This window comes from Thioalkalivibrio nitratireducens DSM 14787 (assembly GCF_000321415.2).
Classification (GTDB): domain Bacteria; phylum Pseudomonadota; class Gammaproteobacteria; order Ectothiorhodospirales; family Ectothiorhodospiraceae; genus Thioalkalivibrio; species Thioalkalivibrio nitratireducens.
Genome location: NC_019902.2, coordinates 2,444,523 through 2,463,075 on the forward strand (window position 1 = coordinate 2,444,523; position 18,553 = coordinate 2,463,075).

The window sequence follows — 18,553 nt, forward strand, 5'->3', positions numbered from 1 at the left end:
GGGTTGAGCCCAGCCGGCGGGCTGGCCGATACTATCGTTGACTTTCCCACTCGGAATTGCCGTGGAATATGCCCTGATCCTCGTTAGTACGATCCTGGTCAACAACTTCGTGCTGGTGAAGTTCCTGGGCCTGTGCCCGTTCATGGGCGTTTCCCGGAAGGTCGAGACCGCCACCGGCATGGGCCTGGCCACCACCTTCGTGCTGACCCTGTCGGCGGTGAGCAGCTACTTGATCAACGAATACCTGCTGATCCCGCTCGGGCTCGAGTACCTGCGCACGATCGCGTTCATCCTGGTCATCGCCGCGGTCGTCCAGTTCACCGAGATGGTCGTGCACAAGACCAGCCCGCTGCTGTACAACGTGCTGGGAATCTTCCTGCCGCTGATCACCACCAACTGTGCCGTGCTCGGCGTCGCGCTCTTGAACGTGCAGGAAGCGCACGGCTTCGTCGAATCGGCTCTGTACGGTTTCGGCGCTGCGGTGGGCTTCTCCATCGTGCTGATCCTGTTCTCCGCGATCCGCGAGCGCATCGCCGCCGCCGACGTTCCCGCTCCGTTCCGAGGCAGCGCCATCGCGATGATCACCGCCGGCCTGATGTCACTCGGGTTCATGGGCTTCTACGGGCTGGTGCGCCTCTAGCGATGCTCGCCGCCGTCCTGACCATTGCCGGCCTCGCTACTGCCTTCGGATTGATCCTGGGCTACTCGGCGCAGCGCTTCCGTGTTGAAGGAGACCCGATCGCAGACCAGGTCGACGCATTACTGCCGCAGACCCAGTGCGGACAGTGCGGCTATCCCGGCTGCCGGCCTTACGCCGAGGCCATCGCCGGAAACCAGGCCGACATCAACCACTGCCCACCCGGTGGCGAGGCTACGGTGCTGGCGCTCGCCGACCTGCTCGGCCGCGACCCGAAACCTCTGGAGGCCGAGGTCCGCGAAAAGGCGGTGGCCGTGATCGACGAGAACACCTGCATCGGCTGCACGCTGTGCATCCAGGCCTGCCCGGTGGACGCGATCGTCGGCGCGGCGAAGCAGATGCATACCGTGATCGAGAGCGAATGCACCGGCTGCGAGCTGTGCTTGGAACCCTGCCCGGTGGACTGCGTCGAAATGGTCCCCGTGCACCGCGACATCCGGGACTGGCGCTGGGCGCAGCCGCCCCCCTCGCCGATCGAAGCGCCGCGGCCCTCGCGCAGGCCCGCCGACGCCGGGGGGGAATCCGCCTGACGGCGCGATTCCCCTACAATGCGCACCATGCACCTGCACCGTTTTCACGGCGGCCTGAAGCTGCCCGACCACAAGACCGAAAGTACCGTCCGCCCCCTGCTGGCGCTGGACATCCCGCAAGTTCTTTTCCTGCCGTTGTCGCAGCACATCGGCGAACCCGCCGAACCCCTGGTCGGTCCCGGCGATACCGTGCTGAAGGGCCAGCGGATCGGCCACGCCAACGACTACATCGCCGCCCACCTGCATGCGCCGACGTCGGGCCGGGTGCGCGAGATCGCGGAATACCCAGTGCCGCACCCGTCCGGCCTCACCGCGCCTTGCATCGTGATCGAAGCCGACGGCGACGACCGCTGGCACGACGACCGGCTGCGGGGCTGGCCGGACTGGCATGAACGCGACGCCCGGAGCCTGCGCGAACGCATCCGCGATGCAGGAATCGTCGGGCTCGGCGGCGCGGCCTTCCCGACCGCGGTGAAACTGAACCCGCGTCCCGGGAAAGCCATCCACACCCTGGTGGTCAACGGCGCCGAGTGCGAACCCTACATCAGCTGCGACGACACCCTGATGCGCGAGCGCCCCAAATCGGTGCTGGCCGGCGTCCGCATCGTCGCTCACCTGCTAGGCGTGGAACGGGTGCTGTTCGCGGTCGAGGACAACAAGCCCGAAGCCCTGCGCGCCTTGCGCGACGCCCTTTCCAGCCATGATCGCAGCCGAATTCAACTGGTGGGGATTCCAAGCATTTACCCCACTGGCGGCGAACGCCAGCTGATCCGGGTGCTCACCGGGCGCGAGGTGCCCAGCGCCGGCCTGCCGGCGGACCTGGGCATCGTCTGCCACAATCCCGGCACGCTGAAGGCTGTAGCGGACGCGGTGCTCGACGGCCACCCGCTGATTTCGCGGATCGTGACCGTGACCGGCCCCGGCGTGCGCGAACCGCGCAACGTCGAGGCGCTGATCGGAACCCCGTTCGCCGATCTGGTTGCCGCAGCCGGCGGCTACGCACCCGAGGTGAACCGGCTGGTGATGGGCGGCCCGATGATGGGCTTTGCGGTCGGCGACGATGCAGTGCCGGTGATCAAGGGCACCAACTGCCTGCTGGCGACCCGCCCCCAGGATACGCCGGAGCCGGGACCGCTGATGCCATGCATCCGCTGCGGCGAATGCACCCGGGTCTGTCCGGCCAACCTGCTGCCGCAACAGCTGTACTGGTTCGCCAAGAGCAAGAACTTCGACGCGATCCAGGATTACGGGCTGTTCGACTGCATCGAATGCGGCTGCTGTGCCCGGGTCTGCCCCAGCAACATTCCGCTGGTGCAGTACTACCGTTTTGCGAAGAACGAGATCTGGGCGCGCGAGAAGGAACGGCAGAAAGCCGACCTCGCCCGCGAGCGCTTCGAGTTCCGGCAGCTGCGCCAACAGCGCGAGGAACAGGAGAAGGCCGAGCGGCTCGCGCGCAAGAAGGCCGCGGTCGCGAAACAGGCGCCCGAAGGCGAGAAGAAGGCGGCGATCGATGCCGCGCTGGAGCGGGCGCGCGCGAAGAAGGCCGCCCAGACTGGCGAGAACCCGGCGGACAACGGAAGGCCCGACACCTGATGCGCTTCGAGACCCGCACGTCTCCGCATCTGATTCCCAGTCACAGCGTGGGCGGCGTGATGCGCCAGGTGCTGTATGCGCTGGTACCCGGCACGCTGGCGATGACCTGGTTCTTCGGCTGGGGGGTACTGGTCAACGTGATGCTCGCCGTTCTATTCGCGGTCGGCTTCGAGGCGTTGATGGTGGCGCTGCGCCGGCGCCCGGTCGGGGCAACGCTGGCGGATTCCAGCGCAATCCTGGCCGGGTGGCTGTTCGCACTCGCGATCCCGCCGCTGGCGCCGTTCTGGGTGCTGCTCACCGGCACCGCGTTCGCGATCGTGGTCGCGAAGCACCTCTACGGGGGACTCGGCTACAACCCGTTCAACCCGGCGATGGTCGGTTACGTCGTGGTGCTGGTCTCGTTCCCGCGCGAGATCTCGCTCTGGCCCGCTCCCGAAGGCCTGCTGCACGGATCGCTGACGCTGTTGCAGACGCTGCAGACCTCGCTGACCGGGAGACTGCCCGACGGAATGGAGTGGGATGCGATCACGCGAGCGTCGCCCCTGGACCTGATGCGGGACGGCCTGGTTGCCGGCCAAACCGTCGGCGAGGTGACCCGCAGCCCGGTGTTCGGCTCGTTCTCCGAGACCGGCTGGGAATGGACCGGGAACCTGTTCCTGCTGGGTGGGCTCTGGCTGCTGTACCGGCGCGTGATCACCTGGCACATCCCCGCGGCGATGGTGCTGACGCTGGCCACCACCGCCGGCGTGTTCTGGGTGATCGATCCAGACCAGTTCGCGTCGCCCGCGTTCCATGTGTTCAGCGGCGCCGCGATCATCGGCGCCTTCTTCATCGCCACCGACCCGGTGTCCGCCGCGACCACCCCGCTCGGACGCATCCTCTACGGCGCCGGAATCGGCCTGCTGACCTACGTGATCCGCACCTGGGGCGGATATCCCGACGCGGTTGCGTTCGCGGTGCTGCTCATGAACATGGTCGCGCCGACGCTGGATCATTACACCCGTCCCCGGATCTTCGGCCACTCGCGGGACCGGCATGGCTAGGATCATTGCCCGGGATGTGATCATCACCACGCTGCTGCTGGGTCTGTTCGCGGCCGCCGGGACGGGTCTGGTGGCCTGGGTCCATTCCGGCACCGAGGCGCGGATTGCCGAGAACCGGCTCGCGGTCACACGCTTGCGCGTGACCGCGGCGCTGGAGGGCCTTGACTACGACAACGACCCGGTCGGCGACCACACGACCGTGAGCGATCCCCTGCTCGGCGGAGAGGACCTTCCGGTCTGGTTCGCGCGCAAAGGCGACGACGTGGTAGGGCTGGTGCTGTCGGCAGTCACCGCGCAAGGCTACAGCGGCAACATCCACCTGCTCGTGGGCCTGGATACCGCCGGCAACCTGCTGGGCGTCCGTGTCACCCAGCACCGGGAGACCCCGGGTCTGGGCGATGACATCGAAGTCGACCGCTCGGACTGGATCCTGGGCTTCCGGGGACGCTCGCTGGAGAACCCGCCGATCGAGCTTTGGCGGGTGCGCCGCGACGGCGGCATCTTCGACCAGTTCACCGGCGCCACTATCACCCCACGTGCAGTCGTGCAGGCCGTGCGCGACGCCCTGCTATATTTCAGGGATCATGCCGACCCACTGCTGGCCACTCCGCCACCGGAGCGTCCGGCCGAGCCCCAGCCGCTCGAACCGGCGACCGGCGCGACGGATCCGATGACGCCTGCGGGCGCCGCCGAAGTCCCGGGCGCAGCTCCTGCTCAGAACCCGACTGAGATAGCCCCGCCATGAACGAGAGCTACACCGACATCCTCCGCGAGGGGCTCTGGACCAACAACCCGGGACTGGTACAGCTGCTGGGGCTGTGCCCGCTGCTGGCGATCTCCGGCACGGTGGTCAATGCGCTCGGGCTCGGGATTGCGACCATCGCCACGCTGGTGCTATCGAACTCGCTGGTCTCGCTGCTGCGCGAGTATGTGCGGCCGGAGATCCGGATCCCGGTCTACGTGCTGATCATCGCCTCGGTCGTCACCGCGATCGAACTGGTGATGAACGCGTATTTCCACGGCCTGTTCCTGGTCCTGGGCATCTTCATCCCGCTGATCGTGACCAACTGCGCGATCATCGGCCGCGCCGAGGCCTTTGCCTCGCGCAACTCGGTCCCGCGCGCGGGCCTGGACGGGCTCGCGATGGGCGTCGGCTTCACCGGCGTACTGGTCGCGATCGGAGCAATGCGCGAGGTCGTGGGACAGGGCAGCCTGCTCGTCAACGCCCATTTGCTGTTCGGCGAATGGGGACGCGGGTTGCGCATCGAGATCTTCCCCGAGGAACACGGCTTCCTGCTCGCGCTGCTGCCGCCGGGCGCTTTTCTCGCGATGGGTCTCTTGATCGCACTGAAGAACCTGATCGATGCGCGTCTGGAGCAGAAACCGGTCGGATCCCCGGCACCGGAACCGCGGCCCGTGGAATCCGCGACCTGATGGACGCTGATGCCACTCCGGTACCTGCTACGGCAGAGCGCGTCGTTCCCACCCCCGCCCGCGGCCCGGCTTCCGGATGCCGACTGGGGTCATGGCCGACCGGCCCCGGGCGGGCGCTAGAATACCGGTCCCAACGATGGACCGGCGCGGGCCCCGTGGCCCGGGGTTCCGACCGCAGGAGAATGGCATGTCAGGACATTTCCCCTTTGCCGGCGAACGGGGAACGCGCTACGGCCTGGCGCCGCGCGGAACCCTCGCCGCGTTTTTCGAGAACCACGGGTTCAACGACGAACTGCAGGAGAAGTACTACCGCTGGTGGTACGACTACGCGAATGATTTCGTGGCGAATGATCCCGATCTTTCCGCCACGGTCGGCGTGCGCTTCCACTTCTACCCGATGGGCACCCACGCGCGGCATTCGTTCCACCTGAACGGCAAGTTCTGGGCTGTGAACATGGAGGAGCTAGGATCGTTCATCAGCAACCTGATCCTGCCGAAACTCGACGCCGATACCCTGCACGGGCTCGAGGCAAAACACCGGGCACTGCTGGATACCCTCCGGGAGGAGGCCAAGACCAACCCGCGCGAGGCGCCCCCGGATGTCGGCCTGTTCCGGCACGTCTGAGTGCACCGCTGGTGGTGCCCGGGGGGACCCGTGAATGCCACGAAGCGGCGCGCGATCTTCGAGCGCCTGCGCGCGCGCAACCCGGCACCGACCACGGAACTCGAATACCGCACGCCGTTCGAACTGCTGGTGGCGGTGATCTTGTCGGCGCAGGCGACCGATGTCGGCGTAAACCGCGCCACGCGTGGGCTGTTCGCCGCCGCGAACACCCCCGAGGCCATGCTGCACCTGGGACTCGACGGGCTGAAATCCCACATCCGCACGATCGGGCTGTACAACGCCAAGGCCGAGAACATCCTGAAGGCCTGCGAAATCCTGGTGCGCGACCATCGCAGCGAGGTTCCACGGGACCGCGCGGCGCTGGAGGCGCTGCCGGGAGTCGGCCGCAAGACCGCAAACGTGGTGCTGAACACCGCGTTTGGGGAACCCACCATCGCGGTGGACACCCATATCTTCCGGGTGGCGAACCGGACCGGGCTAGCGCCCGGCAAGACGCCGCTGGAGGTCGAACACAAACTGCTGCGGTTCACGCCGGCGGAGTTCCGCAAGGAAGCCCATCACTGGCTGATCCTGCACGGCCGCTACACCTGCCGGGCCCGACGTCCGCTCTGCGGCGAGTGCGTGATCATGGATCTCTGCGAATTCCGCAACAAGACGCCCGCCGGCTGAGCCATCGGCCAGGACGATCGGGAGGCAACATGTTCGGCAACCGGGACCAGCTCCGCCGGCAGTTCATCGAAGCCTGGGCGAAGGCACGCGACGGTCGGTCGCTTGATGGCCTTGACGCGCAGCTCGCACAGATCATCCGCGAGCACCCCGAGTACCACGACCTGCTCGCGGAGCCCGAGAAGGCACTGCAGGCCGAGTTCCCCCCCGAGGCGGGCCAGAGCAACCCTTTCCTGCATCTGGCCATGCACCTCAGCATCCGCGAACAGGCGGCAACCGACCGCCCCGCGGGCATCCGCGAGATCCACCGGCGCCTGGGCCGGCACCTCGGTGTGATGGAGGCGGAGCACCGGATGCTCGAATGCCTGGGGCAGGTGCTCTGGGAAGCACAGCGGGCCGGCGCGATGCCGGACGAGCGTGCCTACCTGGAGTGCCTGCGCCGCATCGACGGCTGAGCGCTGGTGTCCGGCCCGCGTTCTGCCCCGGGGGAACCGGGCGGTGAGGTTTGTGACGCGGCGTGGTGCCTGGCGGCACAACCCACGACTGTCGGGGCTTCTCCCGGCGTTGAGGCTTGCGACGGAGTGGCGGAGGCAACCCGTGCAGGGGCTGCTCAGCCCGGGAACAACGAGCGCCACCAACGGCGACGGCTGCGGGTCGGCGGCATCGCGGCTTCCAGGTCGACCGGAATGTCGCGTGACAGCACCCAGCCCGGCAGCACCCGCAGCCCGGAGGAACCGCAGCTCGAGCCGAGATTGTTGGGATCAAAGATCTTCACCAGGCTCGGCACATCGGTGGAATCGACATAGACCACGCCGCAGTACTCCTCGTCGTGCTCCGCGCGCAGCAGCGCGTCCAGCTCGCGGATGAACCGGTCGAGTTCCGCGGCAGTGACCGGCTCGACCGGCGGCGGCTCGCCAATCGCGTAGACGTGCCAGGTGCCGTCCAGCTGCGCCCGCAAGCGCTCCCAAAGGGCGTCCAGCTGATGCCAGTGCAGAATGCCGGTGAAGCCGCCGTTGAATCGTTCCAGGAATTCGTCGCCGATCCCGGCCTCGACGGAGGTCGTCATGCCGTTCTGTCCTTCTTTGAAATCGGCCGCGATTATCCCGCAGCCACGGCGCCGGTGCACGTTTCCGCCGCGCACCAGCCGCTTCCCGCAGCGGGACGCGGCACCGGATGCGGGATCCCCGGCAAACGCTGCGACCCCATCGTCGGCTCAGTCGTCGCTGGCGACGAGCAGGATCAGGTCTGCATGCGGTATCGGTTCGGCCTCGATCTCGCGACCGGGCCGCAGGTCGAACGCCGCCAGCCGGTCGTTCAGCGTTTCGCTTTGCTCGCGGTAGCTGCGGGTCAGCGCCAGCAGCGTCGTGGTGGGCGATGGCTCGTGCACTCCGGGATGGAAACGCCGGGACACCATCCCGGGCAGCGGTTGATCGCGCGCGGCACGCCAGCCGTGCGGGTCGGCGAAGGTCTCCCAGGCCGTCTCCAGCAACGGAATCACGGCCTTTTCGACGCCTTCCTCTCCGGTGGCCCGTGCCCAGTCGTGCAGGCCCTGCGCAAGCCAGGCGTAGTCGGCGAGTTCGGCCGCGCCGGCAACATCGGCCGAGAGATCCAATAGCCGTGAAAGATCCTGCGGATGCCGTCCCAGGTCGCACAGCCTCTGCGCAAGCTCGGTGCCCGCAGCGGCGAATGCGGGCTCCCCGGCCACCTCGGCCACCTCGGCCAGTGCCGACAGCAATAGCCCGTGCAGGCCGGTAACCTGCTTGTCGTCGCGCGGCCGCCCGCGCGTCCCGCGGGCTTCGAGCAGCAGGGCACGGCCCTGCTCCAGCTGCGCACCGGCCTGCGTTTCGGTCAGGCCGAAGCGCCCGGCCAGCTCCGCCACCGTTCCCCGCCACTTCGGAAGGTGGCCATGGTCGAAGGTCGGGGCGCTTTCCAGCCCGAAGTACGCCTTCACAAGCGCCGGTTCGGGATGCCCTGCGAGTGCCGCTTCGACCTGTTGCGGAGTCCACAAGTACACCCCGCCCTCGCGCCCGTCGCCATCCAGTGCCGAGAGTCCAGACGCAAAGGCCGCCGGTGCATCCAGCGCCATCTCCCGCAACACGAACTGCAGGGTCTCACGGCCCACGCGGATCCAGTCCGGCCGGTCGAATGAGCGGCCGGCGCGCAGGTAGAGACGCGCCAGCTGGGCCTGGTCGTCGAGCATGATCTCGAAATGCGGCCGGGCCCAGTCCGGCGTTTCCGAGTACCGGAAGAAACCACCGCCGATCACGTCCCGAAGGCCCGCCCGCGCCATCTCGTCCAGCGTCACGGCGAGGAACTCGTCGGCCCACCCGGGCGCCCTGCCCTGGTCGCGGGCCTGGAGCAGCGCCGCCAGCGCCGGCGCACGGGGAAACTTCGACTGCATGCCGAACCCACCGCCGAGCAGATCGGCCTCGCGCTCCATCGCGGTCCAGAGCGCCTGCGGCAACCGCGCCGCCCGGGATGCCGACAACGGCTCTTCGCCGGCCCGCATCCGCGCGATCAACTCCAGGCGTCCCTCCCGTGCAAGCGCAGTCAGCGCCTCGCGTTCGGCGCTCAGGCGCGCGCTGATCCGGTCCAGGAAGGCAGCGAAATCGTCCCGGGGAGCGTAGACCACCCCGGTCAGCGCATCGCCGGTCGGCAACACCACGACGTTCAGCGGCCAGCCGGCGCTGCCTCGGGTCGCCCGCAGGAACTCGAGCAGGTAGTGGTCGAGCGCTCCGTGCAATTCGCGGTCGATCTTCACCGGGATGAAGTCCCGGTTCAGACGTTCCCCGATACCGGCATCCTTGAAGCTCTCCTCCTGCATTACGTGGCACCAGTGGCAGGCGTAGTAGCCGCTGGAGATCAGCAGTGGGCGGCCGGTGGTCTGCGCCTCGTCGAACAATTCCGGGCTCCAATCCCGCCAGCGTACCGGGTCGTCCGCGTGCAGCCGCAGGTAGGGCGAGATGCTCTCGGCCAGCGGCGACCGGGCGTCGGCGGCGACCGCCACAGGAGCGCCAAGGATCAGCACCAGCAGCAGCGTCAGCAGCGCCAGGCCGGGCCGCAGGCACGGCGCCGCCGATGCCGAAAGGATACGGGCCTGGGACATGCCGGCACTCCTCGGGGACTTGCTGCTATGGATTCCCCGCGAGCACGAAAAATTCCGTGTCCCGATTGAATCGGGTGCATGTGCCGAACGGCCACACCGGAGCTCGGCATCCAGCGGCCCGTCGATGGAAAGAATGTACAAATGTTATACACTGATGCGCATGTCGCGACCAACCGATCCTGACCTGCCGCCCGACGATGGCCTCTTCCCGATCCGCCATGTGTGCGCGGAGACCGGTGTCAACCCGGTCACGCTGCGCGCCTGGGAGCGTCGGTACGGTCTGATCCGCCCCCTGCGCACCCCCAAGGGTCACCGGCTCTACAGCACTGAGGACATCGCGCGTATCAAGCGCATCCTCGCGCTTCTCGACGAGGGGGTGGCGGTGTCACAGGTCGGCCGGGTGCTCGAACGCAACCCGCGGTCCGGCCCCGCAGCGCCGCCGCACCCCGACCGGCGAAACGGCAACGGGCAGGATGCCGGCACGGCGCCGGATAAAGGTTCGACGATTTCGCTGCAGGATCCGGTCGCCGGCGCCCTGCTCGACGCAAGTCGGGAACTGACCACGGTTCGGCTTGAGCGCAGCTACGCGCGCCTGGTCATGCGTCACGGCTGGGAGGGCGTGCATGAACACGCCTTCCTGAACGCCTACCACGCGCTGCGCGAGGAGGCCCGGCGCGATCCTGCGGCGGAAGCGCGCCTGGCGGTGTTCGCGACCTGGGCCAACGCCTCGTTCGCCGAGCAGCTGCGTTCGGCCCTGCTACTCTGTGAGGGCCCTACCTGCCCCGCCCTGACCCTGGGCAGCGGCCACCGGCGGGTCGCCGGGATGCTGTTCCTGCTCGCCAGTGCGCGCCAGGGCCTGCGGGTGCTGCCGCTGCTCGACGTCGTGTCGCCGGAGGCGCTGCAGCGGCTGGTCGACGGGGTCGCGGCGCCGGCCATCACGGTATACCTTCCGTCCCTCTCCGCTCAGGGTCTCGATCGGGACCGAGTCCGCGAACTGCTGGACCAGGACGGCATCCCCTGCTTCGCGGCCGGACCGGGTGCCCGCGAGCTCTCCCCGCTGCACGGCAACCGGCAGCTGTCCCTGTTGCCCGAATCTCCGCTGGAGGCAGCAGATGTCCTTACCCGTGCGCTCCTGGGTCCGGCACGCGCCTGACGGCCGCGGTCGAGGACCGCAACCCGTCGCGCCGCCGACCAGGACAGGCCTTCGGTCGCTGGGGCACCGATGACCGCGACCCTGGTCTGGCTGCGCCGTGATCTGCGCCTCGCGGACCAGCCGGCGCTGCACGCGGCAGTCGAACGCGGGGCGCCGGTGATTCCGGTGTTCGTTCACGCCCCGGAAGAAGAGACCCCATGGCAGCCCGGTGCTGCCTCCAACTGGTGGCTGCATCATAGTCTTGCGCGGCTGTCAGAAGCGCTGGAGCGCCGCGGCAGCCAGCTGATCCTGCGCCGCGGGCCCACTCTGGGAACCCTTCGCGAACTGGTGCGGGACACCGGGGCCGACGCGGTATTCTGGAACCGCCTCTACGAACCCGCGCTGATCCCGCGCGACCGCGAGATCAAGCACCACCTGCGTGAATCGGGTCTGCGGGTCGAGAGCTTCAACGCTGCGTTGTTGCACGAACCCTGGTGCATCCGATCCGGCAGCGGAAACCCCTACCGGGTGTTCTCGCCGTTCTGGAAATCCTGCCGGCAGGCGGGCATCGATGACACTCCGCTGCCCGAACCGCAGGCGATCCCGGCACCTTCCGCGTCCACGGCCGGAACGCAACCGCGCGCCGCGCGCTGGCCCGCGTCGGAACCGCTCGCCGCGCTCGCACTCCTGCCCCGGATCCGCTGGGACGCGGGTCTCGCCGAGACCTGGACACCCGGGGAAGCCGGGGCGCTGGTGCGCCTGCGGGATTTTCTCGAGACCTCAGCGGAGCGTTACCACGCGATGCGGGATCTCCCTGGGCAGCCGGGCACGTCGCGGGTGTCGCCGCACCTGCACTTCGGCGAGATCTCGCCGCGCCAGATCGTGCGCGCGCTGCGCGACGCGGGGTTCGACCCGGATTCCGGCGGTGCCGATCAGTTCCTGAGCGAGATCGGCTGGCGCGAGTTCGCCCATCACCTGCTGTTCCACTTCCCGCACACCACGGGGGCACCGCTGAACCCACGTTTCGAGGCGTTTCCCTGGCGCGAATCGGACCGGGACCTGCACGCCTGGCAGCAGGGCCGGACCGGGATACCGATCGTCGACGCCGGCATGCGCGAACTGTGGCAGACCGGCTGGATGCACAACCGCACCCGGATGATCGTTGCATCGTTGCTCACGAAGAACCTGCGCATGCACTGGCTGCACGGCGCACGCTGGTTCTGGGACACGCTGGTGGATGCCGACCTCGCCTCGAACACGCTGGGCTGGCAGTGGACCGCCGGCAGCGGCGCCGATGCCGCACCCTACTTCCGGGTGTTCAACCCGGTGCTCCAGGGCGAGCGGTTCGACCCCGACGGCTGCTACGTGCGCCGCTACGTGCCCGAGCTCGGGCGGGTACCCGCCAGCGCCATTCACGCGCCCCGCGCAGGCCGGGGACGATCGTTGGATCCGGCGCTCATGCACGACTATCCGTCCCCGATCGTCGACCTGCGGCAGAGCCGGGAAGCGGCCCTGGAAGCCTTCAGGCGATTGCCGCCGCCCGGCGCGGGCCGGTCTTGACGCGCCGGTGATCGCGAGCAGGGTGATCACCGCGCCGTTCTGTGGCAGGGTGTCGAGGCCCCCGGTGGCCACCGCGGCAACGCGGTGCAGCAGCTCGGGGCTGATGCCGTGGGTCCGGGCCATCTCCAGGTAGGTCTCGCCGAGCGTTGACAGCGCCCGGCGGCCGGAAGCTGTCGGTGAACAGGCTGCCGAGGTCGAAGGTCGACCGGACCCCGAGGTCGTCGAAACGGCGTTTCAGGAAGCGGTCGGCCCAGGCGCGGCCGCGGTCCTTCAGGTGCACCAGGTAACCCCACTCGGCGTTCATCTTGCTCGACGCGGCCAGATCCTTCAGTTCCTCGTGGGCATGGATCAGGTGCACGTAGACGTCCCGGTAGCGCTCGGACTCCAGGCCTTCCGCCTCGATCAACTGGTGCAGCAGCGCTGTTCTCGCCAATCCTGCGCTCGCTCTGGGACCGGCTTACGAACAACTACAGCATGGACCAGTCCCCGGGCTACCTGTTCTTCGAACATCTGACGCGGCAGTTCTCGCCCTACGAGTTGAACCCTCTGAATCTCAACCCGCTGCGGGACCTGGTCGCTTTCCAGAAACCCGAGAGTGCCTCGCGGGTGCGGTCACGGCCGGGCCGGTCAAGCCCATCGGCCATCACCACCGCGTTCATCGCTCCCGCGCTGGTTCCACTGACGCTGGCAATGCGGATGCGCGCGTCCTCAAGCAGCCGGTCGAGCACGCCCGAGGTCAGCGCTCCGTGAGCCCCGCCGTCCTGCAGTGCGACGTCGACTGGCTTTCGGTCCGGTTCCATGCCCCCGCTCCCCGATTCCGTCAGGACTCCACCGTAGCCCAGGCACAGTGCCCTGCCCAGTACCGGACCCGGGTCGACCCGGTCCAGGATCGGCAGGCGGCACTGACCGGCGTGCTCCAACCCAGCCACCACCTGAGGTTATCTATTCGATTTCTTCAACAAGCATCAGTTTTATGGGCACTCAAGACCGAATCCTGAAGTGAATTTCGAGATTGTCCCCCTATCACACTGCCACACAACGAAAACCGGCCCCGAAGAACGGGAGGATCGCCTGTCGACCATCTGGCCCTTCGGACCGACGGGAAAGCAGTCTAGACTCCCTGAGAACCCACCGGGAAGCGAACCGCGATGCCACGTTTGAACCGCAGTCTTCAGGCCTACGGAACCCCCGATTTCGAGGCGACGCTGAAAGAGGAACTCGCGGCCCTCGGTCCGGACGTGCTGGGCCTGCAGCAGGGGCTGACCGCGGGCAGCATCAGTCTTGGCGAGAACCTGGGCGTGATGCCGCTGCGTGTGACCGACTCCCCGGCGGCCATATGCGTGCGTGCCGGCATCTTCTTCAACAGCATCCTTTCGGGCTGTGCCTGCGCCGACGACCCTACGCCGGAGAACGAGAACGCCGAGTATTGCGAGATCGACCTCGAGATCGAACGTAATACCGGCGAGGTGCGCATCGCCCCGGTTACCGAATAGCCACAGCACGACCAGCCGCGACACCGCAGGCCATTGCAATCACGCATCGTGGACCCAGCCCCGCGCCGTGGCGACCCGCGCGGAAACCGGCAGCGCCGGTCTCGCTTCGGGCATGCACGACCCCGGCAGCACTGCCCCGCGCCAGGGTCTCCGGTCGGCTATAGTGCGCAGGCATGACGCTCCTCACCTGGCTGCTCGCCGCCCTGCTGGTGATCGCCGGCCTAGCCGGACTGGTGCTACCCGCGCTTCCGGGCCCGCTGCTGCTGTTCGCCGGCCTATGGGCGGCCGCCTGGGCCGAAGGATTCGCATACGTGGGTGCGAAGACCCTGATCGTGCTCGGGGGCATGGCCGCGCTGGCCTCGCTGGCGGACTTCATCGCTGGCGCGTTCGGCGCGCGCCGCTACGGCGCGTCGCCGCGCTCGGTGGCAGGTGCCGCCATCGGGGCCGTGGTCGGCCTGTTCTTCGGCCTGGCCGGCCTGCTGCTCGGCCCGTTCATCGGCGCCCTGCTGGGCGAACTCTCGGCCCGCAGGGATCTACTGGCCGCGGGCCGCGCCGGCTGGGGCGCGACGATCGGACTGGTGCTCGGGACCGCCGCGAAGGTTGCACTGGGCTTCATGATGGTGGCGCTGTTTCTGACCGTGCGGTTCCTCTGAGAGGCTCTCGGAATCGGCGCCCAACGGCTGCCGCCGCGCCTGAATGCGCCTGGTGATAGCGCGGGGATCCCCGCGACGATCGACTCCTGGCGACCGAGACCGTCCCGGCGACCGCCCCGCCGACCGGGGACACCCACAGCCCTGCCGGCGGCTCAGCGGGCGCGAGTGCCGCGTGACGCACCACCGCGGCCGGTGCCCCGTGGCGGGCGCCGGGCGCCCGCGTTGCCAGGCCGGGGCCCCTTGCCGGGATTACCAGACCGGGCGCTGCGGGGCGCAGCCTTCGGCGCGCCGCGGCCGGCAGCGCTGTTGGGACGGGACGCAGCGGCCCCGACAGACACCGCAGGCGCCTCGAACCCCTCGGTCTGGACCCGGTCGATCGGACGCCGGATCAGGCGCTCGATTCCGGAGAGTAGTTTCAGCTCGCCGGCATCGACCAGCGACAGCGCAGAACCGGCACTGCCCGCACGGCCGGTACGGCCAATGCGGTGCACGTAGTCTTCGGGTACGTTCGGCAGCTCGAAGTTGACCACCTGCGGCAACTGGTCGATATCCAACCCGCGTGCGGCAATGTCGGTGGCCACCAGCACCGGAATCCGTCTGCTCTTGAACTGGTCCAGCGCCTTGGTGCGCGCAGCCTGGCTCTTGTTGCCGTGGATTGCGGCGGCCGGGATGCCGTCTTTCGAGAGCTTATCGGCGAGCCGGTTCGCGCCGTGCTTGGTACGCGTAAACACCAGCACCTGCTCCCAGCTGTGCTTGCGGATCAGATGGCTCAGGAGATCGCGTTTCTGGTCGGATTGGACGAGGTGGACGGACTGCCGCACGAGTTCGGAAGCGGTGTTTCGCGGCGCAACTTCGACCTGGACCGGGCTGTTCAGGATACCGTCGGACAGGCGGCGGATCTCGTCGGAGAACGTCGCCGAGAACAGCAAGTTCTGGCGCTTGCCGGGGAGCAGCTTCAGGATCCGACGGATATCGTGAATGAAGCCCATGTCCAGCATCCGATCGGCCTCGTCCAGCACCAGGATCTCGATGCCGGACAGGTCGAGGGTTTTCTGGCCCACGTGGTCGAGCAGGCGGCCCGGGGTCGCGACGACGATGTCCATCGGCCCGCGCAGCGCCTTGATCTGGGGATTGATGTTCACTCCACCGAAAACGACCATCGAGCGCATCTTCAGGTAGCGGCCGTAGTCGGTGACCGACGCCTGGACCTGGGCCGCCAGTTCGCGCGTCGGGGTCAGCACCAGACAGCGCGGGCGGCCGGCACGGGCGGCCGCTGCCGACCGCTCGGACAGCCGTTGCAGGATCGGCAGCGTGAACGCAGCGGTCTTGCCGGTGCCGGTCTGGGCGGCGGCGAGCAGATCCCGGCCTCTCAGGATCTCGGGAACGGCCTTGGCCTGGATCGGCGTGGGCGCCGCATAGCCGGCCTCGGCGAGTGCGCGCAACAGGGGATCGGCCAACCCGAGGCTGGCAAACGGGGAAACAGCAGACATGGACATCTCCAACGGCGGCCCGCCACTCCACCGGGGAGAGGCGCCCATCGAGGCAGACGAAATCGGGGTGATCGAAACGATCGGGTGAACGGACGCCGACGGGCGGGGCGTTCGATGCGCTGCAGCATACGGGGAATGAATCAGAAAAGAAACATATTCCAAGAAAAGAATCGCGACGGACACGCGTCCGCAACCGCACACGCACCCTGCGCTGGACTATCATTCGCGGTGGCGGAAAGGCTCAAGCGGCGCGACAGGCAGCATCGCATTGCGCCGTCCACGTACAATGGCTGCTGCAAACCGGAAGGAGATGCGCACGGTGCAGCAGGATTGTCGCGAGATCCTCGAGTTCTGGTTCTCGGAAGACGTACGGCCATTCTGGTTTCGGTCGACTCCCGAGTTCGACCAGCAGCTGCGCGGGCGTTTCCGGGGGGTCTGGGAGACCGCGGCACGGGGTGGGCTCGAGGCCTGGCTCGGCAGCGCGGACGGGACGCTGGCGCTGGTGATCGTGCTGGATCAGTTCCCGCTGAACATGTTCCGGGGCCACGCAAAGGCGTTCTCGACCGAGGCGCGCGCGCGGGACGCGGCAGACCACGCGATCCGGCAGGGCTGGGATCGCGCGATGGACGATGCTCGCAAGGGATTTCTGTATCTCCCGTTCATGCATAGCGAGTCGCTCGACGATCAGGACCGCTCGGTCCGGCTCTACCGCGAGGCCGGCCTGACCGGCAGCCTGCGCTGGGCCGGGCACCACCGCGGCATCATTCGCCGCTTCGGACGCTTTCCACACCGCAACACCGCGCTGGGGCGGGTCAACACACCGGAAGAAGTCGCATGGCTCGCGTCGAAGGAGGCGTTTCGCGGATGAGTGCCGACAGACCGCTGCTGATTCTCAAGACCGGGCGCAAGACCCCCTGCCTGAACCCGCTCCCCGGCGACTACGAGGACTGGATTGCCGCCGGCATGGGCTGGGATCCGGCGCAGGTCCGCGTGGTCGACGCAGCCGCTGGCGACATGCTCCCTGACCTGCATCGCATCTCGGGGATCGCGATCACCGGTTCCGGCGCGATGGTCACCGATCAGGCTCTATGGATCTCGAGGGCATCGGAATGGCTGGCGCAGGCGGTCGAGCAGCAGGTTCCGGTCCTGGGCATCTGCTTCGGCCACCAGCTGCTCGCCCATGCGCTCGGCGGCCGGGTGGGCTACAACCCGCAGGGGGTCGAGGTCGGCACGGTGGATCTCAAGCTGTCGCGGGAAGCCGCCGACGACCCCCTGTTCTCTGTCCTGCCCGAACGGATGCCCGCGCAACTGAGCCACCGCCAGTCCGTGCTGGCGCTGCCGCCGGGTGCACGATTGCTCGGTCGCAGCGCGATGGAGGCGCATCAGGGCTTCGCGTTCGGCCCGCGGGCCTGGGGCGTTCAGTTCCATCCCGAGTTCGACCACCGGATCGTCGGCTGTTTCGTGGAACACTACCGCGAGATCCTTGCGGAACAGGGAGCCTCGGCGGACGCGCTGCACGCTGCGATCCGCCCAGCGCCGCAGAGCCGGCACGTGTTGCGGCGCTTTGGGGAACTCGTGGTCGACGCCGGGGGCTGAGCGGGGCTCCTCCCGACGCCGGTGGAGCAGAAGCGGCTGACGACCTTGGAGCGGGCCCCATGGGCGCTTCCCCACACCAGGTGCGCACGGCAGATAACGGCTCTTCGGGCTCGTGCCCCCGTGGACCATCACCTGGAGGGCGCAGGAGCGCAGTGTCCGACCGGCGCCAGCCGAAGTTCCATCTGGCGCGCAACCCGAACCCGGATGGCGGATGACGGCCCGAGGCCTTGTCCGCCCTACCCTGGGTCGGGATGCGACGTCAGAAACCGAGCAGCGGTTTCGAGGGAATCAGCGGTAGAATTCGGCCACGCCCTCCAGCATGCCGCGCAGTTCGTCCGCGACGATCTTGATCGTCTCGCGTTCCTCGATGCCCAACAAGTCGGCCTCGTGCATCGGATTCGCCACGCCGATCACGATCTTGCCGCCCTCGGCCCCGGCCCCGGCTGCACGGCCGGCGTAATCGACCCGGTAAATCGCGATGCGGCAGGGCACCAACAGCGTGACGTTGGGGTTCTCCTTGATCGCCTCCGCGAGATACTTGGACCTGCAGGCGTAGATGACCTTGTTCTGGATATCGATCCCATAGTGCTCGCGCAGGCCATCGTCGATATCCTGGACCCGCAACACCTCCCAACTCTGGGCCTCGATTTCAGTGTACAAGCGCTCCAGCACCTCGCTGAACTCGACCGCGGGGGACAGATACAGGTAGAAGGCACCGCCCCGCGTCTGCACCTCGCTGGCCACCGCCTGGGCACTCCATGCAAGCAGCAACAGCGGCACCAACAGCAGCGTCTTCAGATGTTTCACTCGTGACATCATTCACCTCCTCAACCCTGGCGGCACGACACCGCCTGTTCACGCCTTGCGGCGATTCCACGCAGATCGTCGATTCTTGAACCCGGTATACCCTCTGAACGTAGGCAACACCCGGACCA

21 protein-coding genes are annotated in these 18,553 nt (G+C 68.0%); 15 read left to right on the forward strand and 6 right to left on the reverse strand.

The features are described from left to right. The first annotated feature begins 61 nt into the window (after positions 1-61). The 9 genes from rsxA (at position 62) to TVNIR_RS11245 (ending at position 7,043) form a co-directional block, all read left to right on the forward strand. Positions 62-640 carry an electron transport complex subunit RsxA gene (gene rsxA, locus TVNIR_RS11205; protein WP_015259140.1) on the forward strand — a complete coding sequence of 193 codons (579 nt, stop codon included), beginning with the start codon at positions 62-64 and terminating at the stop codon, positions 638-640. Between the two features lie 2 nt (positions 641-642). Next, the gene (rsxB, locus tag TVNIR_RS11210; protein ID WP_015259141.1) at positions 643-1,227 is read left to right on the forward strand and encodes an electron transport complex subunit RsxB; all 585 of its coding nucleotides are present in this window, start codon (positions 643-645) and stop codon (positions 1,225-1,227) included. A 27-nt stretch (positions 1,228-1,254) separates the two neighbouring features. After that, positions 1,255-2,820, forward strand: coding sequence for an electron transport complex subunit RsxC (gene rsxC / locus TVNIR_RS11215; protein ID WP_043740589.1), 1,566 nt, complete (start codon positions 1,255-1,257; stop codon positions 2,818-2,820). Further along, positions 2,820-3,863 carry an electron transport complex subunit RsxD gene (gene rsxD, locus TVNIR_RS11220; protein WP_015259143.1) on the forward strand — a complete coding sequence of 348 codons (1,044 nt, stop codon included), beginning with the start codon at positions 2,820-2,822 and terminating at the stop codon, positions 3,861-3,863. Before rsxC ends, rsxD begins: the two co-directional genes overlap by 1 nt. Then, positions 3,856-4,608, forward strand: coding sequence for an electron transport complex subunit RsxG (gene rsxG, locus TVNIR_RS11225; protein ID WP_043739659.1), 753 nt, complete (start codon positions 3,856-3,858; stop codon positions 4,606-4,608). Before rsxD ends, rsxG begins: the two co-directional genes overlap by 8 nt. Continuing rightward, positions 4,605-5,297 carry an electron transport complex subunit E gene (locus TVNIR_RS11230; protein WP_015259145.1) on the forward strand — a complete coding sequence of 231 codons (693 nt, stop codon included), beginning with the start codon at positions 4,605-4,607 and terminating at the stop codon, positions 5,295-5,297. The genes rsxG and TVNIR_RS11230 overlap by 4 nt, the downstream gene beginning before the upstream one ends. Before the next feature lie 187 nt (positions 5,298-5,484). After that, positions 5,485-5,922 carry a hypothetical protein gene (locus tag TVNIR_RS11235; RefSeq protein ID WP_015259146.1) on the forward strand — a complete coding sequence of 146 codons (438 nt, stop codon included), beginning with the start codon at positions 5,485-5,487 and terminating at the stop codon, positions 5,920-5,922. A gap of 30 nt (positions 5,923-5,952) precedes the next feature. Next, on the forward strand, positions 5,953-6,591 hold the full coding sequence (gene nth, locus TVNIR_RS11240; protein WP_015259147.1) for an endonuclease III: 639 nt from the start codon (positions 5,953-5,955) through the stop codon (positions 6,589-6,591). 29 nt (positions 6,592-6,620) lie between these two features. After that, positions 6,621-7,043 carry a DUF1841 family protein gene (locus TVNIR_RS11245; protein WP_015259148.1) on the forward strand — a complete coding sequence of 141 codons (423 nt, stop codon included), beginning with the start codon at positions 6,621-6,623 and terminating at the stop codon, positions 7,041-7,043. A gap of 155 nt (positions 7,044-7,198) precedes the next feature. Here TVNIR_RS11245 and TVNIR_RS11250 read toward each other — a convergent pair whose 3' ends face one another. Beyond that, positions 7,199-7,654 (reverse strand): hypothetical protein, encoded by a 456-nt coding sequence (locus TVNIR_RS11250; protein WP_043739661.1) that lies wholly within the window; start codon positions 7,652-7,654, stop codon positions 7,199-7,201. Positions 7,655-7,801: 147 nt separating this feature from the next. Beyond that, positions 7,802-9,694, reverse strand: a complete 1,893-nt coding sequence (locus TVNIR_RS11255) for a thioredoxin domain-containing protein (RefSeq protein ID WP_015259150.1) — start codon at positions 9,692-9,694, stop codon at positions 7,802-7,804. Positions 9,695-9,854: 160 nt separating this feature from the next. Here TVNIR_RS11255 and TVNIR_RS11260 point away from each other — a divergent pair, with 160 nt between their 5' ends. Together TVNIR_RS11260 and TVNIR_RS11265 are read left to right on the forward strand one after the other, a co-directional pair. Then, complete coding sequence (locus TVNIR_RS11260; RefSeq protein WP_015259151.1) at positions 9,855-10,847, forward strand: MerR family transcriptional regulator; 993 nt, start codon at positions 9,855-9,857, stop codon at positions 10,845-10,847. A gap of 69 nt (positions 10,848-10,916) precedes the next feature. Next, positions 10,917-12,386, forward strand: coding sequence for a cryptochrome/photolyase family protein (locus TVNIR_RS11265; RefSeq protein ID WP_015259152.1), 1,470 nt, complete (start codon positions 10,917-10,919; stop codon positions 12,384-12,386). On the opposite strand, the gene TVNIR_RS20755 is transcribed toward TVNIR_RS11265, so the two are convergent. Beyond that, a complete protein-coding gene (locus TVNIR_RS20755) occupies positions 12,349-12,819 on the reverse strand; it encodes a hypothetical protein (RefSeq protein ID WP_015259153.1) in 471 nt (156 codons plus the stop codon). The two genes, TVNIR_RS11265 and TVNIR_RS20755, sit on opposite strands and share 38 nt — an antisense overlap. Positions 12,820-12,916: 97 nt before the next feature. Continuing rightward, positions 12,917-13,318 (reverse strand): patatin-like phospholipase family protein, encoded by a 402-nt coding sequence (locus tag TVNIR_RS21295; protein WP_418081042.1) that lies wholly within the window; start codon positions 13,316-13,318, stop codon positions 12,917-12,919. 216 nt (positions 13,319-13,534) lie between these two features. Here TVNIR_RS21295 and TVNIR_RS11280 point away from each other — a divergent pair, with 216 nt between their 5' ends. Together TVNIR_RS11280 and TVNIR_RS11285 are read left to right on the forward strand one after the other, a co-directional pair. After that, positions 13,535-13,879 carry a hypothetical protein gene (locus TVNIR_RS11280; RefSeq protein ID WP_015259155.1) on the forward strand — a complete coding sequence of 115 codons (345 nt, stop codon included), beginning with the start codon at positions 13,535-13,537 and terminating at the stop codon, positions 13,877-13,879. 173 nt (positions 13,880-14,052) lie between these two features. Further along, positions 14,053-14,532, forward strand: coding sequence for a DUF456 domain-containing protein (locus TVNIR_RS11285; RefSeq protein WP_015259156.1), 480 nt, complete (start codon positions 14,053-14,055; stop codon positions 14,530-14,532). A 152-nt stretch (positions 14,533-14,684) separates the two neighbouring features. Here the strand turns inward: TVNIR_RS11285 and TVNIR_RS11290 are convergent, their stop codons facing one another. After that, a complete protein-coding gene (locus tag TVNIR_RS11290) occupies positions 14,685-16,022 on the reverse strand; it encodes a DEAD/DEAH box helicase (protein WP_043739676.1) in 1,338 nt (445 codons plus the stop codon). Positions 16,023-16,332: 310 nt separating this feature from the next. Between TVNIR_RS11290 and TVNIR_RS11295 the strand changes: the two genes are divergently transcribed. Then, on the forward strand, positions 16,333-16,890 hold the full coding sequence (locus TVNIR_RS11295; protein ID WP_015259158.1) for a DUF924 family protein: 558 nt from the start codon (positions 16,333-16,335) through the stop codon (positions 16,888-16,890). After that, positions 16,887-17,618 (forward strand): glutamine amidotransferase, encoded by a 732-nt coding sequence (locus TVNIR_RS11300; RefSeq protein ID WP_015259159.1) that lies wholly within the window; start codon positions 16,887-16,889, stop codon positions 17,616-17,618. The genes TVNIR_RS11295 and TVNIR_RS11300 overlap by 4 nt, the downstream gene beginning before the upstream one ends. 288 nt (positions 17,619-17,906) lie before the next feature. Here the strand turns inward: TVNIR_RS11300 and TVNIR_RS11305 are convergent, their stop codons facing one another. Beyond that, positions 17,907-18,434: a DUF302 domain-containing protein gene (locus TVNIR_RS11305; RefSeq protein WP_015259160.1), complete on the reverse strand. Its 528-nt coding sequence runs from the start codon at positions 18,432-18,434 to the stop codon at positions 17,907-17,909. Positions 18,435-18,553: the final 119 nt, after the last annotated feature.

Excerpts from the sequence above, each read along its gene's own strand:
- rsxB (WP_015259141.1), top strand. The coding sequence starts at position 643 with ATGCTCGCCGCCGTCCTGACCATTGCCGGCCTCGCTACTGCCTTCGGA.
- rsxC (WP_043740589.1), top strand. The coding sequence starts at position 1,255 with ATGCACCTGCACCGTTTTCACGGCGGCCTGAAGCTGCCCGACCACAAG.
- rsxD (WP_015259143.1), top strand. The coding sequence starts at position 2,820 with ATGCGCTTCGAGACCCGCACGTCTCCGCATCTGATTCCCAGTCACAGC.
- rsxG (WP_043739659.1), top strand. The coding sequence starts at position 3,856 with ATGGCTAGGATCATTGCCCGGGATGTGATCATCACCACGCTGCTGCTG.
- TVNIR_RS11230 (WP_015259145.1), top strand. The coding sequence starts at position 4,605 with ATGAACGAGAGCTACACCGACATCCTCCGCGAGGGGCTCTGGACCAAC.
- TVNIR_RS11235 (WP_015259146.1), top strand. The coding sequence starts at position 5,485 with ATGTCAGGACATTTCCCCTTTGCCGGCGAACGGGGAACGCGCTACGGC.
- TVNIR_RS11245 (WP_015259148.1), top strand. The coding sequence starts at position 6,621 with ATGTTCGGCAACCGGGACCAGCTCCGCCGGCAGTTCATCGAAGCCTGG.
- TVNIR_RS11250 (WP_043739661.1), bottom strand. The coding sequence starts at position 7,654 with ATGACGACCTCCGTCGAGGCCGGGATCGGCGACGAATTCCTGGAACGA.
- TVNIR_RS11255 (WP_015259150.1), bottom strand. The coding sequence starts at position 9,694 with ATGTCCCAGGCCCGTATCCTTTCGGCATCGGCGGCGCCGTGCCTGCGG.
- TVNIR_RS11260 (WP_015259151.1), top strand. The coding sequence starts at position 9,855 with ATGTCGCGACCAACCGATCCTGACCTGCCGCCCGACGATGGCCTCTTC.
- TVNIR_RS11265 (WP_015259152.1), top strand. The coding sequence starts at position 10,917 with ATGACCGCGACCCTGGTCTGGCTGCGCCGTGATCTGCGCCTCGCGGAC.
- TVNIR_RS11280 (WP_015259155.1), top strand. The coding sequence starts at position 13,535 with ATGCCACGTTTGAACCGCAGTCTTCAGGCCTACGGAACCCCCGATTTC.
- TVNIR_RS11285 (WP_015259156.1), top strand. The coding sequence starts at position 14,053 with ATGACGCTCCTCACCTGGCTGCTCGCCGCCCTGCTGGTGATCGCCGGC.
- TVNIR_RS11290 (WP_043739676.1), bottom strand. The coding sequence starts at position 16,022 with ATGTCTGCTGTTTCCCCGTTTGCCAGCCTCGGGTTGGCCGATCCCCTG.
- TVNIR_RS11295 (WP_015259158.1), top strand. The coding sequence starts at position 16,333 with ATGCGCACGGTGCAGCAGGATTGTCGCGAGATCCTCGAGTTCTGGTTC.
- TVNIR_RS11300 (WP_015259159.1), top strand. The coding sequence starts at position 16,887 with ATGAGTGCCGACAGACCGCTGCTGATTCTCAAGACCGGGCGCAAGACC.
- TVNIR_RS11305 (WP_015259160.1), bottom strand. The coding sequence starts at position 18,434 with ATGTCACGAGTGAAACATCTGAAGACGCTGCTGTTGGTGCCGCTGTTG.